This window comes from Mycolicibacterium bacteremicum (assembly GCF_002086115.1).
In the GTDB taxonomy this organism is placed as follows: domain Bacteria; phylum Actinomycetota; class Actinomycetes; order Mycobacteriales; family Mycobacteriaceae; genus Mycobacterium; species Mycobacterium bacteremicum.
In genome coordinates, this window is the sequence record NZ_MVHJ01000009.1 from 83035 (window position 1) to 107212 (window position 24178).

The window sequence follows — 24178 nt, forward strand, 5'->3', positions numbered from 1 at the left end:
CTCAGTACATGTGCACCAGCGGTTGCCCGACCGGGATGACGTAGGTGGACAGCATCAGGGTGCGCACGGTGCCGACGTTGATGGCGTCATGCACGGTATCGGCCGGGATCTGGAACGGCTGCCCGGCCCCGACCCGCAGGTTCGGCCGATCGTCGAACCGGAACTCGACATCGCCGGCGACGATGTAGCCGATCTCTGGTCCAGGATGAGAGTGCCGCCCCGACCTCGTACCGACCGGGATCTCGGTGCGGGTCTGAACGATCTCGAATCCCGGCTGCGGCGCCGGAACACGCTGTAGCTCGGTCATCGTGACGCCCGCCGTCGGCAGCGGGTCGGCCGCCGCCACCCCCGCCTCCAACGCACAGGCGGTGCCGGTGACGACGGCCAGTGCGGCGATTCCGACGAGACGTTTGAGTGAATGCTTCATGCAGTCAATGACAGCAGCGCCGCAAGCATCACGTCCAACGATGCCTTTTGATGACCGACATCTGCATCGGTGATGACTTCACCCATCATGACTCGCCCGCCGGCAGGGTTCAGCACAGCCTGCACGGCAACATCGACGAAACGTCGACGACACGGGAATTCAGCACGGCTGTCGGATTCTGAACCGCATGTCGGCACCCACACGAAGTCAGCGCAAGCGCGTGCACCCGGTCGACGAGGTGCTGCCGCTGCCGAAGCTGGCCACCTACGGCTTCCAACACGTGGTGGCGTTCTACGCCGGTGCGGTGCTGGTCCCGATCCTGATTGCCAACGCGATCGGCCTGTCCTCGGCCGAACTGGTCATGCTCATCACCGCCGACCTGTTCACCTGCGGCATCGCCTCGATCATCCAGGCGGTCGGGTTCCGCAACATCGGCGTGCGGCTGCCGCTGCTGCAGGGGGTGACCTTCGCCGGGGTCGCGCCGATCATCGCGATCGGCCTGGCGCACGGCGGTGGCACGGAGAGCCTGCTCTACGTCTACGGCGCGGTGATCGTCGCGGGTGTCTTCACCTTCCTGATCGCCCCGGTGTTCGTCCGGCTGCTCAAATTCTTCCCGCCGGTGGTCACCGGCACCCTGATCACCATCATCGGCCTGTGTCTGGTGCCGATCGGTGCACTGGACGCGGTGACCGATCCCGCCACCCACGAGCCGGATCCGGGCAACCTGCGCTGGGTGCTCTACGCCCTGGGCACGGTTGCGGTCATCGTCGCCATCCAGCGGTTCTTCCGCGGTTTCATGTCGACCATCGCCGTGCTGCTCGGGCTGGTGGCCGGCTGTGCGGTGGCCTACGCCCTGGGCGATATGAACTTCGACCGGGTCGGCGAGGCCGCCATGTTCGGGTTCACGCCGCCGTTCGCGTTCGGCATGCCTAAGTTCGACATCATCGCCATCGTCACCATGATCATCGTGATGATGATCATCGCGGTCGAGTCCACCGGCAGCACCATCGCGACCGGGGAGATCGTCGGCAAGCGGGTCCGGCCCGCCGACATCGGCAACGTGTTGCGCGCCGACGGTGTCGCCACCACGATCGGCGGCGTCTTCAACTCGTTTCCCTATACCGCGTTCTCCGAGAATGTCGGTCTGGTCCGGCTCACCGGGGTGAAGAGCCGGTGGGTGGTCGCCGCGGCCGGCGCGATCATGATCCTGCTCGGGTTCCTGCCCAAGGTCGCCGCCGTCGTGGCGTCCATCCCGAACCCGGTGCTCGGCGGTGCGGCGCTGACGTTGTTCGCGACCGTGGCGGTCGTCGGCATCCAGACGCTGGGCAAGGTCGACTTCACCGATCACCGCAATGTCATCATCGTGACCACCAGCCTGGCACTGGCACTGTTGGTCACCTCCTATCCGGCGATCTCCTCGACACTGCCCGCCGGGCTGGACATCCTGTTCGGCAGCGGTATCAGCACCGGTGCCATCACCGCCATCGCGTTGAACATCGTGTTCTTCCACCTCGGCAAGAAGGGACCGCGGGTGGCCGGCTCGGGTTCGATCACCCTCGACGAGGTCAACACCATGACCCGGGAGCGCTTCACCGAGGTGTTCGGGCATGTGGTGCAGGGCGTCGGATGGGCCGCCGACCGCGCCTTCGACCAGCGCCCGTTCACCGATACCGCGGCACTGCGCGAGGCCTTCCAGGATGCGGTGCTCACCGGCAACAGCGAACAGCAGCAGGAACTGCTCGACGCGTTCCCCGATCTGGGTGCCGAGGACGAGACCGGGCAGGTGCTCGCGGTCGACCATGTGGCGCTGAGCAATCTGGACGAGGACGACCATCAGGACGTGGTCGGTCTGGCGGCGGCCTACCGCGAACACTTCGGCTTCCCCCTGATCATCTGCGCGCGCGAGACGGAACGTTTCGACCGGGTGCTGCGCAACGGCTGGTCACGGATGGACAACTCCGCGGCCACCGAGCGGGCGTATGCGTTGATCGAGGTGGCCAAGATCGCCAACTACCGGTTCACCGATCTGGTCGCCGACGCCAATCCCATTGCTGCAGCGCGGTTCGGCAGGCTCAACGAACTCTCGTGAAGGCGATCGGGCTCGACAATTTCAACGCACTGTCCGAGCGGCAGCGGATGCATCTGCTGTTCGAGGTGTGCTCCTCGACCATCTGGGCTCGACGGGTGCTGGCCGGCTCGCCGTTCCGGGACGCCGACGCCCTCTACGACCGGGCAGACCGGGTTCTCGCCGAGCTGCCCGACGCCGAGATCGATGCCGCGCTCGACGGTCACCCGCGGATCGGCGCCAAGGCGGACAACCCGTCCTCGGCACGCGAGCAGGCCCGGGTCGCCGATGCCACCGATGCGGTCAAAGCGGCACTGGCGGAGCGGAACAGGGAGTACGAGGACCGGTTCGGCTATGTCTATCTGGTGTGCGCCAGCGGTCGTTCTGCCGACGAGTTGCTGGAGATTCTGACCGACCGCCTGGACAACGATGCCGAGACCGAACGGCGGGTGATGCGCAACGAGCTTGCCAAGATCAACCGGCTACGGCTGGAGCGACTGGTGAGCGAGCCGACATGATGGGGCACATGACTCTGTCCACGCATGTTCTCGACGCCACCACCGGACGGCCCGCCATCGGGATGGCCGTCACCCTGACCGCAGCGGGCACCGCGGTGGCCGACGGCGTCACCGACTCCGACGGCCGAATCGCCGGACTCGGTGGAGAACTCGCGGCCGGTGTCTACCGGCTGCACTTCGACACCGCGGCCTACTTCGCCGCCGAGGGACTCGCCGGGTTCTATCCCGAGGTCGTGATCGCGTTCGAGATCACCGAACTGTCCGGGCACTACCACGTGCCGCTGCTGTTGTCCCCGTACGCATACTCCACCTACCGAGGGAGCTGAACGTGAAGGTCGCCATCATCGGCGCGGGCATGGGCGGGTTGAGCGCGGCAATCGCGCTGCGCCAGATCGGGATCGAGACGGCCGTCTACGAACGCGTCACCGAGAACAAGCCGGTCGGAGCGGCCATCTCGGTGTGGTCCAACGGGGTCAAATGCCTGAACTACCTCGGACTGCGCGAGGAGACCGAGCGTCTCGGCGGAATGCTCGAGACGATGAGCTACATCGACGGACACACCGGCGAGACGATGTGCCGGTTCTCGATGCAGCCGTTGATCGAGGAGGTCGGCCAGCGTCCCTACCCGATTGCGCGGGCCGAGTTGCAGATGATGCTGATGCGAGCATACGGACTCGACGACATCAACTTCGGCAGGAAGATGGTCGGGGTCAGCGACGGTCCCGACGCCGCGACGGTCACCTTCGCCGACGGCTCGGTCGTCACCGCCGATGCCGTCATCGGCGCCGACGGAGCCAGTTCGATCACCCGCGAGTACGTGCTGGGCACCCCGGCGACCCGCCGCTACGCCGGTTATGTCAATTTCAACGGGCTGGTGCACACCGACGAGGCGATCGGTTCGGCCACCGAGTGGACCACCTATGTCGCCGACGGCAAACGCGTCTCGGTCATGCCGGTGTCGGACGGCCGTTTCTATTTCTTCTTCGACGTCGTCGTCGAGCAGGGTCTGCCCTATCGACGCGGGACCGCGCGCGAGGTGCTGCGGGAGCACTTCGCCGGCTGGGCCCCCGGGGTGCAGACCCTGATCGAGGCGTTGGATCCCGAGACGACAAATCGGGTCGAGATCCTCGACCTCGACCCGTTCGACACCTGGGTCAAGGGCCGGGTGGCGCTGCTCGGCGATGCCGCGCACAACACCACACCGGACATCGGACAGGGTGGATGCTCGGCCATGGAGGACGCCATCGCGCTGCAATGGGCGTTCAAGGATCACCCGGACGATGTGCACGCCGCCCTCGCGGCGTATCAGGCCGCTCGCACCGAGCGGGCCGGCGATCTGGTGCTCCGGGCCCGCAAGCGCTGCGATGTCACCCACGCCAAGGATCCGGAACTGACCGCCCGGTGGTACGACGAGTTGCGCACCGAGGACGGCACCAACGTCATCCGCGGCATCGTCGGGAACATCCTCGGTGGGCCGCTCACCCCGGTGCCGTCGTGAGCCGATGACCGCGCACGAACACCTGGTCGACTGCCTCCTCGCGCATGCTCAACAGCAGGGTGAACAACAACCGGTGCGAGTCGTCGGGATCGATGGGCGCCAACACCGCTGGCAGCATCGGTTGACGTCGAGGATCGATCACCACGAAGTCGGCCTCCTTACCCACGTCGAGGTTGCCGACCCGCTCCTCCATGTCCAGCGCCCTGGCGCCAGCGACGGTCGCCGTGAACAGCAGCTCGGCGGGCGGTATCGAGAGGTCCTGCCCCACCGGTTCGCTGATGTGCACCTTGAAGCAGTCGTTGAGCACCCGCGGGATCGACCACTCGTCGCCGGCCGCCACATCGGTCCCCAGCGCCACATTGACGCCGGCGGCGGTGGTCCGCCGCCACGGCATCGTGCCCGAACCGAGGAACAGCTGCGATGTCGGGCAGTGCGCCACCGAGCTGCCGGTCTCGGCGAGCCGGCCGAGCTCGTGATCGGAACAGTGCACGGCATGCGCGAACACACTGCGCCTGCCCAGCAGGGAGCGGCCACCGCCCGTGAGCCGACCATCGTAGGTGTCCAGATAATGCTGCACCCCGAAATCTGAACGAACAGCCTCGATCTCACCGATGTTCTCGCAGAGATGGGTGTGGAAGTAGACGCCCGAGCCGCGCACCGCGTCGTAGAGCTCACCCAGGGCGTGCAGCGTCGCCGCCGTCACCGACAACGCGAACCGCGGCACCACGGCCACCGCGACGAGCCCGTCCGCGGCACCGTGCCATCGTCGTATCTCGTTGTCGGTCAGCTCGATTGCGGTGGCGTCATCGGTGAGCAGCGGCATTGCCGCCGCGGGACCCACCGTCTGTATGCCCCGGCCCGATATGGTGCGCAGACCGGTACGGCACGCCTCCTCGAACAAGGCGTCCTGGGCATCGGGGAACGCCGATCCGAAGACCAGGGCCGTCGTGGTCCCGACCGCGATGCGACGCCGGCAGAAGTCCCGTGCGACGGTGCGCGCGTAGTCCGTGTCCGCCAGCCGCGCCTCGGCGGGAAATATGCAGCGCTGCAACCAGTCCAGCAGTTGACCGCCACCGTAGGAGTCGACACAGTGGGTCTGGGGGAAGTGCAGATGCGTGTCGATGAACCCCGGCAGCAGGAAGCCCGGGCGGCAATCCACCACATCGGCGCCGGCGAGCGTCGCCGGTAGCTGATCGTGCCGGCCGCTGAAGGCGATGGTTCCGTTCTCATCCACTGCCAGTGCACCGTCGGGCACACTCACCAGGTGGTGGTGCGCCTCGGCCAGACGTGGCGCACCACCGATGTGGATCAGGTGTCCGCGATACACACGCATGAGCTGATTGTCACAGTGTCTGCGCCACTGTGCAGTTCGGCGATCTCGTGCTGCGCGCGAGGACGATGGCGACTACGGTCGACAGATGGACCTCAACACCGTCGAGGCGGTGCGGGTCCCCGCCCGCCGCGAAGACGTGTGGCCGTTGGGGCCCGCCGATGCCATCCTGGCCGGCGGCACCTGGCTGTTCTCGGAGCCGCAGCCCGCCGTGTCGCGCCTGGTGGACATCACCCAACTGGGCTGGCCCGCGGTCATATTCACCGGGGACGGTATCGAGCTGTCCGCAACCTGCACGCTCGCCGAGCTGAGCGGGTTGTCCGAGAAGCTGCCGATCACACATCCGGACTGGACCGCCGCACCGCTGTTCGCGCAGTGCTGCACCGCGCTGCTCGCCTCATTCAAGGTATGGGGGACGGCCACCGTCGGCGGCAACATCTGCCTGTCGTTTCCTGCCGGCTCGGTGATATCGCTGGCCTCCGCGCTCGATGGCACAGTCACGGTGTGGCGTCCCGATGGCACCGACTATGACGTCCCGGTCGCCGATTTCGTGACCGGAGACGCTGTCAACGTGCTGCGGCCCGGTGAGCTGCTGCGCTCGGTCCGGTTGCCCGGCGCCGCACTGCGCTCGCGCACGGCCTATCGCAAGCTTGCCCCGTCCCCGTTGGGCCGCTCCGGCGCCGTGGTGATCGGTCGGCGAGACGTCACGGGACAGTTCGTGTTGTCGGTCACCGCGACCACCGTGCGCCCATACGTGTTCCGGTTCGCCGGGCCACCCGGTGCCGGCGATCTGCGCGACGCCCTGTCCGGGATCCCCGAGCAGGACATCACCCGCGACGCACACGGGGACCCGGACTGGCGGCGGGCGGTGACAGCGGTCCTGGCCGAACAGATACGCGATGAGCTGTCATGAAGCTGACGATCAACGGCGCCGCCTGTAGCGATGACCCGCGCCCCGGCCAGTGCCTGCGCACCTACCTACGCGAGCACGGGCACTTCGAAGTGAAGAAGGGGTGCGACGCCGGCGACTGCGGTGCCTGCTCGGTCCTGGTGGACGGAGATCCGGTGCACTCCTGCATATTTCCGGCCTTCCGCGCCGACGGACATGAGATCACCACCGTCGCGGGGTTGGGCACGGGCGCCGACCTGCATCCGGTGCAATGGCGTTTTGTCGAGGCCGCGGGTTTCCAGTGCGGGTTCTGCACCGCGGGCATGGTCACCACCGTCTCGGCTCTGACCCCGGAGCAACTGGCGGATCTGCCTCAGCATCTGAAGGGCAACCTGTGCCGGTGCACCGGTTACCGGGCCATCACCGATGCCATCGCCGGGGTCACCAACACCGAGAAGTCCGGCGGGGGTGACGTGGGCCGGTCGATCGGTGCCCCCGCCGGTATCCGGGTGGTGACCGGCACCGAGCAGTACACCATGGACGATGCCCCCACCGGGTTGCTGCACATGGCGGTCCTGCACAGTCCCGTCCCGCACGCCCGTATCCGATCCATCGACACCGCGCCGGCCCGGTGCATCCCCGGTGTCCGGCTGGTCCTGACCCACGAGGACAGCCCGCCGGCACGCTTCTCGACGGCCCGCCACGAAGTACGCGGTGACGATCCCGATGACACCGCCATCCTCGATGACACCGTGCGGTTCATCGGTCAGCGGGTGGCCGCCGTGGTGGCCGACGACCTCGGTACCGCAGAACAGGCCTGCCGGGCGATCATCGTCGACTACGAGGTGCTGCCCGCCGTCTTCGACCCGGATGTCGCACGGACACCCGGGGCGCCGTTGCTGCACGCCGACAAGGGCCCGGAGGCACGGATCTGCGATCCGGCCGGCAACCTGGTCGCCGAACTGCACGGCGAGGTGGGCTCCGTGGCGGCCGGTGTCGAGGCCGCCGTGTCCGGCGGTGGTGCCGTGGTGCGTGGCCGCTGGCAGACCCAGCGGGTCCAGCATGCGCATCTGGAGACGCACGGCTGCACCGGATGGCGAGACCCGGACGGGCGCCTCGTGATCCGGACCAGCTCGCAGGTTCCGTTCCTGGTCCGCGACGAGCTGTGCCACCTGTTCGGCCTGACCGCCGAACAGGTGCGGGTGTTCACCCGTCGGGTCGGTGGCGGCTTCGGCGGTAAGCAGGAGATGCTGACCGAGGATCTGGTGGCATTGGCGGTGCTTCGCCTCGGTGAACCGGTGCGCTACGAGTTCAGTCGGACCGATCAGTTCACGGTGGCACCGTGCCGGCACCCGTTCCGGGTTGACGTGACCGTGGCCGCCGATGCCGATGGTGTCCTGACCGCGTTGGCGGTCGACGCGCTCGTCGATGCCGGCGCCTACGGCAATCACAGCCCCGGTGTGATGTTCCACGGGTGCGGCGAATCCATTGCCGTCTACCGGAGTCCGAACAAGCGGGTGGATGCCCAGGCCGTCTACACCAACAATCTGCCGTCCGGTGCCTTCCGCGGGTATGGGCTCGGTCAGGTCATGTTCGCCGTCGAGTCGGCCGTCGACGAACTGGCGGCGCGGCTGGACATCGATCCCTTCGAGTTCCGGCGACGCAACGTCATCGTCCCCGGTGATCCGTTCGTCGATTCCCATGTGCTCGACGATGATCTGACCTTCGGCAGTTACGGGCTGGATCAGTGCCTGGACCTGGCCCAGGCAGCACTGCGTGCCGGCAACGGCCGGACCGCGCCCGCGGGGTGGGCGGTCGGTACGGGGATGGCCATCGCGATGATCGCCACCATCCCGCCGCGCGGACACTTCGCCGAGGCCACGGTGACCGTGGATGCCGACGGCAGGTACACCCTCGATGTGGGGACCACCGAGTTCGGCAACGGCACCACCACGGTGCACACCCAGCTCGCCGCGACCGAACTGAATACGGTGCCCGAGCAGATCGTGGTCCGCCAATCCGACACCACCACAACCGGTTACGACACCGGCGCGTTCGGGTCGGCGGGAACCGTCGTGGCCGGCCGGGCCACGCTGCTGGCCAGCAGGCAGCTCGGTGCCGCGTTGGTGGCCGCGGCGGCCGAGCTGACCGGATGCACGCCGGCCGACTGCATGTTGGGCCGCAACGGCGTCCAGTGCGGTGAGCGACTGGTGGATTTCGGGTCGCTGCCGACACCGATGAGCCGCACGGCAGCCCATGACGGCACGCCGCGGTCGGTGGCGTTCAACGTGCAGGCGTTCCGGGTGGCCGTCGACACCGAGACCGGTGCGGTCGAGATCCTGCAGTCGGTCCAGGCCGCCGACGCCGGGGCGGTGATGAACCCGCAGCAGTGCCGCGGTCAGGTCGAAGGTGGTGTGGCGCAGGCGATCGGCTCGGCCCTGTTCGAGGAGATCCAGATCGGCCCGGACGGTGCGGTCACCACCACCACGCTGCGCAACTACCACATTCCGCAGTTGGCGGACGTTCCGGTGACCGAGGTGTACTTCGCCGACACCTATGACGAGCTGGGGCCGCTGGGCGCCAAGTCGATGAGTGAATCCCCGTACAACCCGGTCGCGCCGGCACTGGCCAACGCGATCGCCGACGCATGCGGCGCGCGCATGCGTCGGCTACCGATGACACCGGCGCGGATCTGGCGCGAACTGCGCTCCGCGGACGGCTAGAGCCGTTCGATGATGGTGACGTTGGCCGTGCCGCCGCCCTCACACATGGTCTGCAGGCCGTAGCGTCCGCCGGTGCGCTCCAGGGTGTTCAGCATCGTGGCGAACAGCTTGGCACCGGTCGCACCGAGGGGGTGCCCCAGCGCGATCGCGCCACCGCTGGGATTGACTTTGGCCGGATCGGCGCCGGTCTCCTTGAGCCAGGCCTGCACCACCGGCGCGAACGCCTCGTTGATCTCGACGGTGTCGATGTCCTCGATGGACAGCCCGGTCTTCTCCAGCGCGTAGTGGGTGGCCGGGATCGGGCCGGTCAGCATGTACACCGGGTCGGCGCCGCGTGCGCTGATGTGGTGGATGCGGGCGCGCGGCGTGAGGCCATGGGCCTTGACCGCGTCTTCGGAGGCCAGCAGCACCGCGCTGGCGCCGTCGGAGATCTGACTGGCCATCGCGGCTGTCAGGCGGCCACCGTCGACGAGGGTCTTGAGACCGGCCATCTTCTCCAGCGTGGTCTCGCGCGGCCCCTCGTCGGTGACGAAGCCGTCCACCGGGATGATCTCGTTCTCGAAATAGCCTGCGCGAATGGCCTCCTGGGCGCGCTGATGACTGGTCAGCGCATACTGCTCCATGTCCTCACGCGAAAGGTTCCACTTCTCGGCGATCATCTCGGAGCCACGGAACTGCGAGATCTCCTGATCGCCGTAGCGGTGCAGCCAGCCCTTGGACTCGTTGGTCGGCGACGTGTGGCCGAACTCCTTGCCGACGATCATCGCGGAGCTGATCGGGATCTGGCTCATGTTCTGCATACCGCCGGCCACGATGAGGTCGGCCGTGCCGGACAGGATGGCCTGCGCGCCGAAGGAGATCGCCTGCTGGCTGGATCCGCACTGCCGGTCGACGGTCACCCCGGGGACCTCCTCGGGGAATCCTGCTGCCAGCCAGGACAATCGGGCGATGTTGCCGGCCTGTCCACCGACGGCGTCCACGCAGCCGGCAATGACGTCGTCGACCGCGCCCGGGTCGACGTCGTTGCGGTCGAACAGTCCGCGCCACGCGGCGGCGCCGAGGTCGACGGGGTGCACGCCCGCCAGTGACCCGTTGCGCTTGCCGACCGCGGTGCGGACGGCATCGATGACGTACGCCTCAGCCATGAGGGGACTCCATTCGTTCGGTTACTCAGGTGTTGTGGTGATGCCACCGAGAACGATGGCCAGGTACTGGCGGCCGACTTCCTCGGCCGTGAGCGGTCCGCCGGGCTGATACCAGCGCACCGAAACCCAGGTGGTGTCCCGGATGAAGCGGTAGACCAGATCGACGTCCAGATCGGGGCGGAACGAGCCGTCGGCGACACCCTCGTGCAGCAGGTCGACCCACATCTTGCGCTGCTCGCGGTTACGGTCGTCGACGAAGCCGAACTGATCCAGCGCGCTCAGTCGCTTGGCCTCGTCCTGGTAGATGACCACCTGCGCGTGCCGGTGCTCGATGGCCTCGAACGAGGTCAGGAACAGGCCCGTGAGCCGGTCCAGCGGTGTCGATTCGGAGGACAGGATCTGCTGGTACCGCTCGAAGAGCCAGTCCAGGAAGTCCCGCAGGACCTCCTCGACCATCTGCTCCTTGGATTTGAAATGGTGATACAGGCTGCCGGACAGGATGCCCGCCGAGTCGGCGATATCGCGGACGGTGGTCGCCTTGAGGCCGCGCTCGGCGAACATCGTCGCGGCGAGCTGGAGGAGCTCGTCGCGGCGGGTGGCCGGCTGCGTCATTGGCACAGCGTACCAACCAAGCACTTGCTAGGTCGAACGGACTCGGCCGGTAGCTGCCGAGGTGTCGCTCAGGCCCGCTGACTGGACACCGAGATGACCTCGCCGGTCAGGTAGCTGGAGTAGTCACTGGCCAGAAACGCGATGGTGGTGGCGATCTCCCACGGTTCGGCGGCCCGACCGAATGCCTCATCCCCGGCGAGGCGGTCGAGCAGTTCGGCCGACGACGTCTTCTCCAGGAACTTGTGCCGCGCGATACTCGGTGACACCGCATTGATGCGCACTCCGTATTCGACGGCTTCGATTGCGCTGCAACGGGTCAGCGCCATCACACCGGCCTTGGCGGCGGCATAGTGCGACTGCGAATGCTGCGCACGCCAACCCAGCACACTGGCGTTGTTGACGATCACGCCGCCGTGGTCGACGTCGCGGAAGTAGCGCAGCGCGGCCCGGGTGGCGCGCATGACCGAGGTCAGCGTGACGTTGACGACGCGGTCCCACTCGTCGTCGGTCATGTCGATGACCGGGGTCTGCCCACCGAGGCCGGCGTTGTTGACCAGCACATCGAGCCGGCCGGCCTGCTGCACGGTCTCGGTGATCAGGTTGTCGACGGCCGCGGTCGAGGTGACATCACAGACCACCGCGTCGACCTTGCCCAGTCCCAGCGCGGCCAGGTCTTCCCGGGTCTCGTTCAGCCGCCGTTCGTGGAAGTCCGAGACCACCACATCGGCGCCCTCCAGCAGCGCCCGGCGCGCGGTGGTCGAACCGATCCCGGTGCCCGCGGCCGCGGTGACCAGAACCACCTTCCCCTGCAGGAGTCCGTGTCCGGAAATCTCTTCGGGTACCTCTGACAGGCTCATCAGCCCTTGGCCTCTCGGGGTAGGCCGAGCACGCGCTCGGCGATGATGTTGCGCTGGATCTCGTTGGACCCGCCGTAGATGGTGTCCGAGCGGGAGAAGAGGTAGAGCCGCTGCCACTCGTCGAACTCTTTGTCGTCCAGCGTCAGTCCGGCGGTGCCCTGCACGTCCATGGCGATCTCGCCGAGCTCGCGATGCCAGTTGGCCCACAACAACTTCGACACGTTATCTTGGCCGGGCTGCTCGACGTCCATGGTCGCCAACGAGTAGGACCGCATCGCCTTCAGACCGGTCCAGGACCGGGTCAGCCGCTCCCGGATCAGCGGATCGTCGGCGGCGCCGGTGCGCTTGGCCAGCTCGACCAGGTTGGAATGCTCACGGGCATAGCGGATCTGCTGGCCCAGCGTCGACACACCACGCTCGAAGGTCAGCAGACCCATGGCCACCCGCCAGCCGTCACCGGGCTCCCCGACGACCAGCGCGGCCTCGGTGCGGGCATCGTCGAAGAACACCTCGTTGAACTCGGAGTCGCCGGTGAGCTGGATGATCGGCCGGATCTGCACCCCCGGCTGATCGAGCGGCACCAGCAAAAACGACAGCCCGGCGTGCCGCTTGGACCCCTTCTCGCTGCGCGCCACCACGAAGCACCACTGCGCCCAGTGCGCCAGCGAGGTCCATACCTTCTGCCCGTTGATCACCCAGTGTTGATCCCCCGTTGCTGCGCTCGCCCCGTCACCGCCCCCCACAAGCTGGGCGGTGGTCGACACGTTGGCCAGATCGCTGCCGGCGTTGGGCTCGGAGTAACCCTGACTCCACAGCTCGGTGACATCGCGGATACCCGGCAGGAAGCGCTGCTGCTGCTCGGGTGTGCCATAGGCGATGAGCGTCGGGCCGAGCAGTTCCTCACCGAGGTGGTTGACCTTGTCCGGTGCGTTGGCCTTGGCGTACTCCTCGTAGAAGGCCACCCGGTGCGCGACCGTCAGTCCGCGCCCACCGTGCTCCTCGGGCCAGCCCAGGCAGGTCAGTCCCGCCGCCGCCAGGTGCTGGTTCCACGCGCGACGTTCCTCGAAGGCCTCGTGCTCACGTCCGGGACCACCGAGGCCCTTGAGCGCTGCATATTCACCGACGAGGTTGTCGGCGAGCCACTGCCGGACCTCGGCCCGGAACTCCTCGACCGCAATCACCCTTGTAGGCTAACCTACCAAGCACTTGCTTTGTTAGAGGAGCATCAATGACGAGCGACCCGCACACCGTCCCGGCGGTGCTGGACCGGATTGCCGTGCAGTTTTCCGATCATGACGCGCTGGTGACGGGTCCGGTTGCCGGCGGCGCGTCGAAGCGGCTCACCTACGGGCAGCTGCGCGAGGAGGTCCGGCGCACCGCCGCGGCGATGATCGAGCACGGCGTGCAGGCGGGCGACCGCGTCGCGATCTGGTCGCCGAACACCTGGCACTGGGTCGTCGCCGCGCTGGCGACCCACTACGCCGGCGCCATCATGGTCCCGTTGAACACCCGCTACACCGCCAGCGAGGCCGCCGACATCCTGGCCCGCACCCAGGCGCCGCTGTTGATCGCCGCGGGCGAATTCCTCGGCGCCGACCGCACCGCCCAGCTCGATCGCGACGCACTGCCGGCCCTGCGGCACATCGTGCGCGTGCCGATCGACAAGGACGACGGCACCTGGGACGAATTCGTCGCGCGCGGTGTCGACCTGGATGCCGTCGACGCCCGCGCCGCCGCAGTCTGCCCCGACGACGTATCGGACATCCTGTTCACCTCCGGCACCACCGGCCGCAGCAAGGGTGTGCGGTGCGCGCATCGGCAGTCACTGGATGCCTCGGCCGCCTGGGCCGCGTGCGGACAGCTCACCAGTGCCGACCGCTACCTGTGCATCAACCCGTTCTTCCACAATTTCGGATACAAGGCAGGCATTCTCGCGTGCCTGCAGACCGGAGCCACGCTGTACCCGCTGCTCACGTTCGACCCCGAGCAGGCGATGCAGGCCGTCGCGGAGCACCGAATCACCGTGCTGCCCGGCCCGCCGACGATCTACCAGACGCTGCTGGATCATCCCCGCCGCGCCGAATACGACCTGTCCTCACTGCGGTTCGCGGTGACCGGGGCTGCCGTCGTGCCGGTCGTGTTGATCGAGCGGATGCAGTCCGAACTCGACATCGACATCGTGCTGACCGCATACGGATTGACCGAGGCCGCCGGCTTCGGCACCATGTGCCGCGCCGATGACAGTGCCGTCACGGTGGCCACCACCTGCGGCAGACCCATCGCCGACTTCGAGTTGCGCCTCGACGAATCCGGCGAGGTGCTGCTGCGTGGACCCAATGTGATGCTCGGCTACCTCGACGACCCGGAAGCCACCGCGGCCGCCATCGACGAGGGCGGATGGCTACACACCGGCGATATCGGAAAGCTGGACGAGGCAGGCAATCTCACCATCACCGACCGCCTCAAGGACATGTACATCTGCGGCGGCTTCAACGTCTACCCCGCGGAGATCGAACAGGTGCTTGCCCGGTTGGACGGGGTGTCCGAGTCCGCCGTGATCGGGGTACCCGACGAGCGCCTCGGCGAGGTCGGCAAGGCCTTCGTGGTGGCCAAACCCGGCGCCGATCTCGACGAGGCGGCCGTCATCGCCCACACCCGAGCCCATCTGGCGAACTTCAAGGTGCCCCGTTCGGTGGTCTTCCTCGATGTGCTGCCACGTAACCCTGGAGGCAAAGTGGTCAAACCGACATTGCGTGAGATCGACGGGAGGGGCTGAGGTGGATCTGACCTTCGACGACGACAGCGAGGCCTTCCGCCACGAGGTCCGTGAATTCCTGGCCGCGAACCGGGATTCGTTTCCCACCGAGTCCTACGACACCCGGGCGGGATTCGAGCAGCACCGGGTGTGGGACAAGGTGCTCTTCGATGCCGGGCTATCGGTCATCGCGTGGCCGAAGAAGTACGGCGGCCGCGACGCCACGCTGTTGCAGTGGGTGGTGTTCGAGGAGGAGTACTTCCGCGCCGGGGCCCCGGGCCGGGCCAGCGCGAACGGAACCTCGATGCTGGCACCGACGCTGTTCGCACACGGTACCGAGGAACAGCGTGACCGGGTACTGCCGAAAATGGCCAGCGGCGAGGAGATCTGGGCCCAGGCCTGGTCCGAGCCCGAGTCGGGCAGCGATCTGGCCTCACTGCGCTCCACGGCCACCCGCACCGACGGCGGATGGCTGCTCAACGGGCAGAAGATCTGGAGTTCCCGCGCACCGTTCGGGGAGCGGGCCTTCGGCTTGTTCCGTTCGGACCCGCAGGCCCAGCGGCACAAGGGCCTGACCTACTTCATGTTCGACTTGCACGCCGACGGCATCACGGTGCGCCCGATCGCCCAACTCGGCGGCGACACCGGCTTCGGTGAGATCTTCCTCGACGACGTCTTCGTCCCCGACGCCGACGTCATCGGCGAGGCCAACGACGGCTGGCGCGCGGCGATGAGCACCTCGAGCAACGAGCGTGGCATGTCGCTGCGCAGCCCGGCCCGGTTCCTGGCACCCGCCGAACGGCTGGTGGCGCAGTGGAAGGCGAACCCGGACCCAGTGTTCACCGACCGTGTCGCCGACGCCTGGATCAAGGCGCAGGCCTACCGCCTGCACACCTTCGGCACCGTCACCCGGCTGGCCGGCGGCGGTGAGCTCGGGGCGGAATCCTCGGTGACCAAGGTGTTCTGGTCGGATCTGGATGTCGCGCTGCACCAGACCGCGTTGGACCTGCAGGGCGCCGACGCCGAGATCGTCGACCACACCACCGAGGGTCTGCTGTTCGCGCTCGGTGGACCGATCTATGCCGGCACCAACGAGATCCAGCGCAACATCATTGCCGAGCGACTGCTGGGTCTGCCCCGGGAGCCGAAGGGACAGGCCAAGTGAACTTCGAAGGCGAGCACGAGTGAGGATCGCAGCGAGGAACGAGCAAGGACCGGAGCGAGTGGGAGCCGAGACATGAACTTCGAAGGCGAGCACGAGTGAGGATCGCAGCGAGGAACGAGCAAGGACCGGAGCGAGTGGGAGCCGAGACATGAACTTCGAAGGCGAGCACGAGTGAGGATCGCAGCGAGGAACGAGCAAGGACCGGAGCGAGTGGGAGCCGAGACATGAACTTCGAGATAGACGAACAGCAGCGCGATTTCGCGTCGAGCATCGACGCCGCACTCGGCGCGGCGAACGTTCCTGCGGCCATTCGCGCCTGGGCAGACGGCGACACCGCTCCCGGCCGCAAGGTGTGGTCGCAGCTGGCCGATCTGGGCGTGACCGCCCTGCTGGTGGCCGAGAAGTTCGACGGCATCGAGGCGCAGCCGATCGATCTGGTGGTTGCGCTGGAACGGCTGGGCTACTGGGCGGTGCCCGGGCCGGTCACCGAATCCATCGCGGTCGCACCGATCCTGCTCGCCGATGACGAGCGGTCCACCCAGCTGGCCGCCGGTGAGCTCATCGTCACCGCGGCGCTGCCGCCGCAGGTGCCCTACGCCGTCAACGCCGATTTCGCCGGACTGACACTGCTTGCCGGCGACGGTCAGGTCGCCGCGGCAGCCGCCGGCGCCGGGCACGACTCGGTCGACCCCACCCGAACACTGTTCGAGGTCACCGCCTCCGGGGACGGCCAGGCCGCCGACACATCGCGCGCCTACGAGTTCGGGGTGCTGGCCACCGCCGCCCAGCTGATCGGTGCCGGGCAGGCGATGCTGGATCTGTCGGTTGCCTACGCCAAGCAGCGCACCCAGTTCGGCCGGGTGATCGGCTCCTACCAGGCCATCAAGCACAAGTTGGCGGATGTGCACATCGCGGTCGAGATGGCCCGACCTCTCGTCCACGGTGCCGCACTGGCCCTTGCCGACGGATCGCCGGACACCGCCCGCGATGTCAGTGCCGCCAAGGTCGCCGCCGCCGACGCCGCGTTGCTCTCGGCACGGTCGTCGTTGCAAACCCACGGTGCCATCGGTTTCACCCAGGAACACGACCTGTCGCTGCTGCTGCTGCGGGTGCAGGCTTTGCGCTCGGCCTGGGGTGACCCGACCCTGCACCGTCGTCGAGTGTTGGAGGCACTGTCGTGACCGAAGAACGCAAGTTCCTGCAGGAGACCGTCGCAGCGCTGGTCGACAAGCACGCCAACCCCGAGGCCGTTCGTGCCGCCATGGAGTCCGAGCGTGGCTATGACGAATCACTGTGGAAGTTGTTGTGCGAACAGGTCGGTGCCGCGGCGCTCGTCGTGCCCGAGGAACTCGGCGGGGCCGGCGGTGAACTGGCCGACGCCGCCGTCGTCCTCGAAGAACTGGGTAAGGCACTGGTGCCCACACCGCTGCTGGGCACCACACTGGCCGAGCTCGCCCTGCTGCACGCCGGTGTGCACGAGCCGCTCGAGGGCCTGGCCGAGGGTGCCTCCATCGGCACCGTCGTCTTCGATGCGGACTACGTCGTCAACGGTGACATCGCCGATGTCGTGATCGCCGCCGACGGAGTCGATCTCACCCGGTGGACGAACGTCACCGTACAGCCGCACGCCACGATGGACCTCACCCGGCGGCTGTCCGCGGTGACCGCCGGAGACACCACCGCGCTGGGAACCGATCCCGGCCTGGCCGATACCGCGGCGCTCCTGCTGGCCGCTGAGCAGATCGGTGCCGCAGCAAGGGCATTGGACCTGACCGTCGCCTACACCAAGGACCGGGTGCAGTTCGGCAGGCCGATCGGCAGCTTCCAGGCGCTCAAACATCGGATGGCCGATCTGTACGTCAAGGTGCAGACGGCGCGGGCGGTCATCTACGACGCCATCGCCGATCCGTCACCGGTCTCGGCGTCGCTGGCGCGGGTCTTCGCCAGCGAGGCTCTGACCGATGTGGCCGCCGAGGCAGTGCAGCTGCACGGCGGTATCGCGATCACCTGGGAACACGACATCCAGCTGTACTTCAAGCGGGCGCACGGCAGTGCGCAGCTGCTCGGTCCGCCGCGCGAGCATCTGCGCCGGCTGGAAGCCGAGGTCTTTTAGGCGGCTCGCCGCCGAGGTGTTTTAGGCGGCTCGCCGCCGAGGTGTTTCAGGCGCCTTCTAACCGAGGTCGACCTCATCGGCATCGACGACCGCGGCGGTGCGGCCGGGAGCCGTCTGATGCGCCCAGTAGAGGTTGGTATGCGCGATCACCTGATCGGGCGGCGGTGCGCCCCACTCGGTGAGATCGCTGGTGGTGTGCGCGTCACCGACGAGCGTGACGTCATAGCCGCGGGCGAACGCACCGTGGATGGTCGAGCGGATGCACTGGTCGCTGGCGGCGCCGGCCACCACCAGCCTGCCGACGCCCAACCGGCCCAGCACGTCCTCCAGATCGGTTGCCTCGAACGCGTCGCCATGATTCTTCTCGATAAGGGGCTCGGCGGTATCGCGGGTCAACTCCTCGACAATGCGCCAGCCGGCGCTGCCCCGCTGGAGCTCGTCATCGCTGTGCTGCACCCAGACCACCGGGATGCTGCGGGCCCGGGCCCGGTCGACAAGTCTGCCGATGGCGGCGACGACCTGGTCGCGCCGGACGGCCCCGGCCACCACGACATCCTGGACGTCGACGACGAGCACGGCACTGTGCGGGCGATCTTCCAGCGTGGTCATGATGACCGCAGACTAGCCTGGATTCGATGAGCACTGAAGCCCTGCGAGCCGGGATACCACCGTTCTATGTGATGGACGTGTGGCTGGCCGCGGCCGAGCGCCAACGCAGCCATGGTGATCTGGTGAACCTGTCCGCGGGCCAGCCCAGCGCGCAGGCACCCGCGCCGATCCGGGCCGCGGCGGCCCGGGCACTCGCCGAACACAATCTCGGATACACCGTGGCACTGGGCATCCCCGAGCTGCGATCGGCGATCGCCGGGTCGTATCGGACCAAACACGGGATCGATGTCGACCCAGACGCCGTCGTCATCACCACCGGGTCGACCGGCGGCTTCCTGCTGGCATTTCTGTCCTGCTTCGACATCGGGGACCGCGTCGCGGTGACCAGCCCGGGCTATCCGTGCTACCGCAACATCTTGTCGGCGCTCGGGTGCGAGGTGGTCGAGATACCGTGCGGCCCGCAGACCCGCTTCCAGCCGACGACGGCGATGCTGGAGGCCCTCGACCCGCCGGTGCGGGGACTGATCATCGCGAGCCCGGCCAACCCGACCGGCACGATCATCCCGGCCGACGAGCTGGCGGACATCGTGTCCTGGTGCGATGCCAACGGGGTGCAGTTGGTCAGCGACGAGCTCTATCACGGACTGGAGTATCCGGGGGCGCCGGCGACCTCCTGTGCATGGCAGACCTCACGCAATCCCATTGTGGTGAACAGTTTCTCGAAGTACTTCGCGATGACCGGCTGGCGGCTGGGCTGGCTGCTGGTACCGGAGCCGCTGCGCCGGGCCGTCGACCGGCTGACCGGCAACTTCTCCATCTGTCCTCCGACGCTGCCGCAACTCGCCGCCGTCGCCGCGTTCGACCCGGCCGCGTTGGCCGAAGCCGATGCGCTGGTCGAGCAGTACACCCTGAACCGCGAGCTACTGCTGACCGGTCTGGCCGCCATCGGACTGGACCGGTTGGCGCCGGCCGACGGCGCGTTCTACGTCTACGCCGACATCTCGGCGTATTCCACCGACTCCCTGGACTTCTGTGCCCGACTGCTGGCCGACACCGGGGTGGCGATCGCCCCCGGAGTCGATTTCGACACCGTGCACGGCGGGTCGTTCGTCCGGCTGTCCTTCGCCGGGGCGGCAACAGACATCAGCACCGCGCTGGACCGGATGGGGCCGTGGCTCAGGACTTCAGGAACGCCAAGAGGTCCGCGTTGATCACATCCGCGTGTGTCGTCGGCATTCCGTGCGGGAAGTTCTCGTAAGTGATCAGTGTGCCGTTCTGCAACAATCCGGCCGATTTCGGACCCGATGCCACATACGGGACGATCTGGTCGTCACGGCTGTGCATCACGAGCGTGGGCACCGTGATCTTCAACAGATCTTCGGTGAAGTCGGTCTGAGAGAAGGCCACGATACCGTCGTAGTGCGAGAACGCGTCACCCATCATGCCCTGACGCCACCAGTTGTCGACGATCGCCGGAACGGGTTGCACACCAGGTCGATTGAACCCATAGAAGGGTCCCTCCGGCAGGGTCCGGTAGAACACCGAGCGGTTGGCCGCCAGTTGCGCCTGAAGGTCGTCGAACACGGCCTTGGGCAGCCCCTCGGGATTGGCCTCGGTCCGCACCATCAACGGCGGTACCGCACTGATCAGCGCTGCCTTGGCCACCCGACTCTCGCCGTGGCGGGCCAGATAGCGCACCACTTCACCACCACCGGTGGAGTGCCCGACGTGGATGGCCTCGCGCAGGTCGAGATGCTCGGTCAGGGCGGCGAGGTCGTCGGCATAGTGGTCCAGATCGTGCCCGTCGGGCGTCTGCGCCGACCGTCCGTGGCCGCGTCGGTCATGCGCGATCACCCGGTAACCCTGGGACAGGAAGTACAGCATCTGATTGTCCCAGTCGTCGGATGACAGCGGCCATCCATGACTAAAGACGATGGGTTGCCCGACGCCCCAGTCCTTGAAGAAGATCTGCGTGCCGTCCTTGGTGATGAGGGTGCTCATGTCAGATGAGCCTGCCCGGACTGCCGCCTGATGTCGTTCCTGCTGGCCTCCATCTGTTGTCGGTGCCACCCGGTAACATCGGCAACGTGATCGAAAGTTTGTTCGATGTGGATCCGCGGTCCTCGGAGGAGGAGCTGCGGGCCCAGGTCGAGCACTTCGAGCGCATGAAGTCGGCAGCCGCCGCCGCGCAGGCGCGCGCCACCGCGCTGTGGTCGGCCAAACGCCGCGCAACCGAGGCGGTCGCCGGTGTCGCGTCAGCCAAACGCGGCCGGGGACTCGCCGCCGAGGTGGCCCTGGCGCGCCACGAATCCCCCAAGAGGGGCGGTCGACACCTCGGATTCGCGCATGCGCTGGTACACGAGATGCCATACACACTGGCGGCTTTGGAGTCCGGCACGCTGTCGGAGTGGCGGGCGACGTTGATCGTGCGGGAGTCCGCATGCCTGGACGTTGCCGATCGCCGCCGCCTCGATACCGAGTTGTGTGCCGAACCGGCCCGGCTGCAGGGCTGGGGCGACGCCCGAGTGGAGGCCGAGGCCAAGCGCATCGCCGCCGGACTGGACGCCGCCGCGGTCGTCGCACGCTCGGCCAAGGCCGCCGGGGACCGCTGCGTCACCATCCGCCCCGCCCCGGACACCATGGCCTATGTCACCGTGCTGTTGCCGGTCGCGCAGGGGATCGCGGTGTACGCCGCGTTGAAACGCAACGCCGACACCACATTCGACGGCCGCACCCGCGGCCAGGTCATGGCCGATACCGTCGTGGAACGGGTGACCGGGCGCCCTGCGGACCGGCCGGTGCCCGTCACACTCGGTCTGGTGATGGCCGATACCACCCTGGCCGGTGATGACGACGCTCCCGCGTGGGTGGCCGGATATGGTCCGGTGCCAGCCGGTTTCGCCCGAGGGTTGGTCACCGAGGCCGCCAACCCGGAGCTGCGTTCGACACTGCGCCGGCTGTACCGCCACCCAGAGTCCGGTGAATTGGTGGCCATGGAGTCACGGGCACGTCTCTTCCCGAAGGGATTGGCCACATTCCTCGGTCTGCGGGATCGAACGTGCCGCACACCGTATTGCGATGCACCTATCCGCCACCATGACCACGCGAAACCGGCCCGGGCAGGTGGTCCGACCAGCGCTGAGAACGGCCTCGGGAAATGCGAGGCGTGCAACTACGCCAAGGAGGCTGCGGGCTGGTCGGTGCGCACCGCAGTCGTCGACGGCCGACACACCGCCGAGTACACCACTCCCACCGGTGCCGTCTACCGGTCGACGGCGCCGCCACTTCCGGGTCCACCGCTGCGATCGGTGAGCGTCATCGAGGGCGGGCTGAGCATCGACATCGTCAGATTCGACGCCGCGTGATCCATTGCCGGCGTCGCCCGGCCGTCAGCCCAGACCGGTCGAGGACCGCCTGCGCCGGGAAATCGCGTCCACACTCGCCGCGAGCAACAGGACTCCGCCGGTGACCAGAAAGTTGATGTAGGACGACTGGTTCAGCAACCCGAGCCCGTTGGCGATGGTCGCCACCACCACCCCGCCGATGACGGCGTCGATCGCCCGGCCCTTGCCGCCGAACAGGCTGGTGCCACCGATCACCGCGGCACCCACGGCGTAGAGCAGCGTGTTACCGGCACCGGACGCCGCCGACACCTTTCCCGCATATGAGGCCGCGATGATTCCGCTCAACGCCGCCAGCGACGAGCAGACCACGAACACCGACACGCGGATGCGGTCCACCGATATACCGGCCCGTCGGGCGGCCTCGGCGTTACCCCCGACCGCGTAGATGTGCCGGCCGTAGGAGGTCCTTTTCAACACCACCGTCAGCGCGACCAGCAGCACCAGGATCAGCGGCAGCACATAGGGAATGCCCCGAATCTCGTTGGCGGCGTTGACACTGCGGTTCACCGACAGGATGTAGGTGACACCGAGGATGACCGCCGCGACAGTTCCCACCCGCGCGGCGACGACCCCCAGCGGCGCATTCGCCAACTGCAGCGCCGCCTTGCGACGGTACTGGTAGAACTCGATGCCGGCGAAGGCGAGCACGACCACCACCGCGGCCGCCCATCCGATGTTCACCGGCAGGTTGCTGATGGTCAGTCCGCGGATCACCGGATCATCGACCCGCACCGAGCCGCCCTCACCGATCAGTTTCAGTGTGACGCCCTGCAATCCGAGGAAGAACGCAAGGGTGACCACGAACGACGGGATGCCCAGCTTGGCGCGCAACAGACCGATCGCCAGGCCGATCAGTGCTCCGCAGAGGATCCCGGTGAGGATCGCCGCCCACCACGGCCAGTTCTGGTTGACGATGATCAGCCCCATGGCGCACGCGGACACGCCGCCGGCGACACCCGCGGACAGGTCGATGTCCCCGAGCAACAGGACGAAGACCAGGCCCATCGCCAACACGCAGATGGAGCCCGCCTGGGTGATCAGGTTGGCCAGGTTGAGCGCCGACAGGAAGCGGTCGTTGGCCAACCCGAACACCACGAACAGCACGATGAGGCCGAGGACGGCAGGCAGTGAACCCATGTCCCCGCCACGTACCCGCTGCAGGTACCCGCGCACCGCGGCACCGAAGGTCACGTCGGCGCGGGCATCGCCGGCGAAGTCCGAATCGGCCAGGCTGCCCGTCGGTTTCGAGCTCATAGTGGTCATCTCGGATTCTCTCTGGTTCACATCGATTCGGCGGCTTGGGCCGGCGCCAGTCCGAGGGCGCCGGAGCGGCCTGCGGTGATGAGCTCCACCACCTGGCCATGGGTGACCTCGCCGGCCGGCACATCGGCGGCCACCCTGCCGAGGTACAGCGCGCAGATCCGGTCGGCGACCTCGAAGACGTCGTTCATGTTGTGCGAGATGAGCACGACGCCGAGTCCCTGGTCGGCCAGCCTGCGCACCAGTTCGATCACCTGTTGGGTCTGTGCGACACCGAGCGCGGCGGTGGGTTCGTCCAGCAGCACCACCTTGGAGTTCCACAGCACCGATTTCGCGATGGCCACCGTCTGGCGCTGACCGCCCGACAGGCTCGACACCGGCTGGCGCACCGACTTGACCGTCCGCACCGACAACGAGGTCAACGCCTGCCGGGCCATGGTCTCCATCCGCGCCTCGTCGAGCATGCCGCGGCTCTTCAGTTCCCTTCCCAGGAACATGTTCTCGACGATGTCGAGGTTGTCGCACAACGCCAGGTCCTGATAGACCACCTCGACCCCGAGGGCGGAGACGTCGTTGGGACTGCGCACCGTCACCGGCGTGCCCTCGAACAGATAGGTCCCGGTGTCGATCGGGTGGATACCGGCGATGGCCTTCACCAGTGTCGACTTTCCCGCCCCGTTGTCACCGACGAGCGCGGTCACCTGGCCCGGGTACACCCGGAAGTCGACATCGTGCAACACATGGACCACGCCGAAACTCTTGTTCACACCCTGTAGTTCGAGGATGGGTGCAACCGGAGCGCTCACGT

General features: G+C 67.5%; 23 protein-coding genes. 12 read left to right on the forward strand and 11 right to left on the reverse strand.

The features are described from left to right. Position 1: 1 nt before the first annotated feature. Positions 2 to 427 (reverse strand): cupin domain-containing protein, encoded by a 426-nt coding sequence (locus BST17_RS12845; protein WP_083058411.1) that lies wholly within the window; start codon positions 425 to 427, stop codon positions 2 to 4. Then, entirely contained in the window at positions 424 to 552 is a 129-nt protein-coding gene (locus tag BST17_RS29865) for a hypothetical protein (RefSeq protein WP_269149843.1), read from the reverse strand. The genes BST17_RS12845 and BST17_RS29865 overlap by 4 nt, the downstream gene beginning before the upstream one ends. A 62-nt stretch (positions 553 to 614) precedes the next feature. On the opposite strand from BST17_RS29865, the gene BST17_RS12850 reads away from it, so the two are divergent. From BST17_RS12850 to hpxO, 4 genes are read left to right on the forward strand one after another with little or no spacing between them, the layout of a single operon-like run. Further along, complete coding sequence (locus tag BST17_RS12850; RefSeq protein ID WP_083058412.1) at positions 615 to 2516, forward strand: PbuX/PucJ/PucK family nucleobase permease; 1902 nt, start codon at positions 615 to 617, stop codon at positions 2514 to 2516. Beyond that, entirely contained in the window at positions 2513 to 3010 is a 498-nt protein-coding gene (gene uraD / locus BST17_RS12855; protein WP_083058414.1) for a 2-oxo-4-hydroxy-4-carboxy-5-ureidoimidazoline decarboxylase, read from the forward strand. Before BST17_RS12850 ends, uraD begins: the two co-directional genes overlap by 4 nt. 8 nt (positions 3011 to 3018) lie before the next feature. Then, on the forward strand, positions 3019 to 3336 hold the full coding sequence (gene uraH / locus BST17_RS12860) for a hydroxyisourate hydrolase (RefSeq protein WP_083058693.1): 318 nt from the start codon (positions 3019 to 3021) through the stop codon (positions 3334 to 3336). Positions 3337 to 3338: 2 nt separating this feature from the next. Then, entirely contained in the window at positions 3339 to 4508 is a 1170-nt protein-coding gene (gene hpxO / locus BST17_RS12865) for an FAD-dependent urate hydroxylase HpxO (protein ID WP_083058415.1), read from the forward strand. Here the strand turns inward: hpxO and BST17_RS12870 are convergent. After that, a complete protein-coding gene (locus tag BST17_RS12870) occupies positions 4489 to 5841 on the reverse strand; it encodes a guanine deaminase (protein ID WP_083058417.1) in 1353 nt (450 codons plus the stop codon). The two genes, hpxO and BST17_RS12870, sit on opposite strands and share 20 nt — an antisense overlap. An 85-nt stretch (positions 5842 to 5926) precedes the next feature. On the opposite strand from BST17_RS12870, the gene BST17_RS12875 reads away from it, so the two are divergent. Together BST17_RS12875 and BST17_RS12880 are read left to right on the forward strand one after the other, a co-directional pair. Next, positions 5927 to 6751 (forward strand): FAD binding domain-containing protein, encoded by an 825-nt coding sequence (locus BST17_RS12875; protein WP_083058418.1) that lies wholly within the window; start codon positions 5927 to 5929, stop codon positions 6749 to 6751. Continuing rightward, complete coding sequence (locus tag BST17_RS12880) at positions 6748 to 9450, forward strand: molybdopterin-dependent oxidoreductase (protein WP_083058420.1); 2703 nt, start codon at positions 6748 to 6750, stop codon at positions 9448 to 9450. Before BST17_RS12875 ends, BST17_RS12880 begins: the two co-directional genes overlap by 4 nt. Here BST17_RS12880 and fadA6 read toward each other — a convergent pair. The 4 genes from fadA6 to ipdE1 all read right to left on the reverse strand — a co-directional run bounded on the left by fadA6 (position 9447) and on the right by ipdE1 (position 13245). Beyond that, on the reverse strand, positions 9447 to 10595 hold the full coding sequence (gene fadA6, locus BST17_RS12885) for a steroid 3-ketoacyl-CoA thiolase FadA6 (protein ID WP_083058422.1): 1149 nt from the start codon (positions 10593 to 10595) through the stop codon (positions 9447 to 9449). The two genes, BST17_RS12880 and fadA6, sit on opposite strands and share 4 nt — an antisense overlap. Before the next feature lie 21 nt (positions 10596 to 10616). Beyond that, a complete protein-coding gene (locus BST17_RS12890) occupies positions 10617 to 11207 on the reverse strand; it encodes a TetR/AcrR family transcriptional regulator (RefSeq protein ID WP_083058423.1) in 591 nt (196 codons plus the stop codon). Between the two features lie 68 nt (positions 11208 to 11275). Continuing rightward, positions 11276 to 12064: a (5R,7aS)-5-hydroxy-7a-methyl-1-oxo-2,3,5,6,7,7a-hexahydro-1H-indene-carboxyl-CoA reductase gene (gene ipdF / locus BST17_RS12895; protein WP_083058425.1), complete on the reverse strand. Its 789-nt coding sequence runs from the start codon at positions 12062 to 12064 to the stop codon at positions 11276 to 11278. Further along, positions 12064 to 13245 (reverse strand): acyl-CoA dehydrogenase IpdE1, encoded by a 1182-nt coding sequence (gene ipdE1, locus BST17_RS12900; protein ID WP_083058426.1) that lies wholly within the window; start codon positions 13243 to 13245, stop codon positions 12064 to 12066. Before ipdE1 ends, ipdF begins: the two co-directional genes overlap by 1 nt. Positions 13246 to 13292: 47 nt before the next feature. Here ipdE1 and fadD3 point away from each other — a divergent pair, with 47 nt between their 5' ends. From fadD3 to ipdE2, 4 genes are all read left to right on the forward strand, one after another. Then, positions 13293 to 14840 carry a 3-((3aS,4S,7aS)-7a-methyl-1,5-dioxo-octahydro-1H-inden-4-yl)propanoate--CoA ligase FadD3 gene (gene fadD3 / locus BST17_RS12905; RefSeq protein WP_083058428.1) on the forward strand — a complete coding sequence of 516 codons (1548 nt, stop codon included), beginning with the start codon at positions 13293 to 13295 and terminating at the stop codon, positions 14838 to 14840. A 1-nt stretch (position 14841) separates the two neighbouring features. Beyond that, a complete protein-coding gene (locus BST17_RS12910) occupies positions 14842 to 15984 on the forward strand; it encodes an acyl-CoA dehydrogenase family protein (RefSeq protein ID WP_083058430.1) in 1143 nt (380 codons plus the stop codon). A gap of 224 nt (positions 15985 to 16208) precedes the next feature. Next, a complete protein-coding gene (locus BST17_RS12915) occupies positions 16209 to 17165 on the forward strand; it encodes an acyl-CoA dehydrogenase family protein (protein ID WP_083058431.1) in 957 nt (318 codons plus the stop codon). Further along, positions 17162 to 18097, forward strand: coding sequence for an acyl-CoA dehydrogenase IpdE2 (gene ipdE2, locus BST17_RS12920; protein WP_083058433.1), 936 nt, complete (start codon positions 17162 to 17164; stop codon positions 18095 to 18097). The genes BST17_RS12915 and ipdE2 overlap by 4 nt, the downstream gene beginning before the upstream one ends. 57 nt (positions 18098 to 18154) lie before the next feature. On the opposite strand, the gene BST17_RS12925 is transcribed toward ipdE2, so the two are convergent. Beyond that, entirely contained in the window at positions 18155 to 18706 is a 552-nt protein-coding gene (locus tag BST17_RS12925; protein ID WP_083058434.1) for an isochorismatase family protein, read from the reverse strand. Between the two features lie 26 nt (positions 18707 to 18732). On the opposite strand from BST17_RS12925, the gene BST17_RS12930 reads away from it, so the two are divergent. After that, positions 18733 to 19917, forward strand: a complete 1185-nt coding sequence (locus BST17_RS12930) for an aminotransferase class I/II-fold pyridoxal phosphate-dependent enzyme (RefSeq protein ID WP_083058436.1) — start codon at positions 18733 to 18735, stop codon at positions 19915 to 19917. Here BST17_RS12930 and BST17_RS12935 read toward each other — a convergent pair. Further along, positions 19883 to 20707, reverse strand: a complete 825-nt coding sequence (locus tag BST17_RS12935) for an alpha/beta fold hydrolase (RefSeq protein WP_083058438.1) — start codon at positions 20705 to 20707, stop codon at positions 19883 to 19885. The genes BST17_RS12930 and BST17_RS12935 overlap by 35 nt on opposite strands. 86 nt (positions 20708 to 20793) lie before the next feature. Here BST17_RS12935 and BST17_RS12940 point away from each other — a divergent pair, with 86 nt between their 5' ends. Beyond that, positions 20794 to 22071, forward strand: coding sequence for a 13E12 repeat family protein (locus BST17_RS12940; protein WP_083058696.1), 1278 nt, complete (start codon positions 20794 to 20796; stop codon positions 22069 to 22071). Between the two features lie 24 nt (positions 22072 to 22095). Here the strand turns inward: BST17_RS12940 and BST17_RS12945 are convergent, their stop codons facing one another. Next, entirely contained in the window at positions 22096 to 23364 is a 1269-nt protein-coding gene (locus BST17_RS12945; RefSeq protein WP_407937747.1) for a sugar ABC transporter permease, read from the reverse strand. 26 nt (positions 23365 to 23390) lie between these two features. Next, the gene (locus BST17_RS12950; protein WP_083058700.1) at positions 23391 to 24176 is read right to left on the reverse strand and encodes an ATP-binding cassette domain-containing protein; all 786 of its coding nucleotides are present in this window, start codon (positions 24174 to 24176) and stop codon (positions 23391 to 23393) included. Positions 24177 to 24178 lie beyond the last annotated feature (2 nt).